Raw genomic sequence first — 283 nt, 5'->3', positions numbered from 1 at the left:
GGTAAGGCCTGTTAGTACTGCTTCGGCGTGGAACACAGTGCGTTGTCTGGCGTGTCGGGCACGTTGTTGGGTCCTGAGGGAACGGCCGTATGGTCTGTTTCTTCAGTACTGCCGGTCTCATGCGAGGCGGTCCTTCGGGGTTGTTGAGTGTGGGTGTCTGGTCGTTGTTTGAGAACTGCACAGTGGACGCGAGCATCTGTGGCCAAGTTTTTAAGGGCGCACGGTGGATGCCTTGGCACCAGGAACCGATGAAGGACGTGGGAGGCCACGATAGTCCCCGGGG

At 59.0% G+C, this 283-nt stretch carries 1 rRNA gene; it reads left to right on the top strand.

The annotated features are described in order from the left end of the window. Nucleotides 1-200 precede the first annotated feature (200 nt). Nucleotides 201-283 (top strand): 23S ribosomal RNA (locus PUR56_RS11000); the annotation flags it as partial.

The sequence above is a fragment of the Streptomyces sp. BE303 genome, assembly GCF_036290945.1.
Classification (GTDB): Bacteria; Actinomycetota; Actinomycetes; order Streptomycetales; family Streptomycetaceae; genus Kitasatospora.
This window is presented reverse-complemented; position numbering and strand designations above follow the sequence as displayed.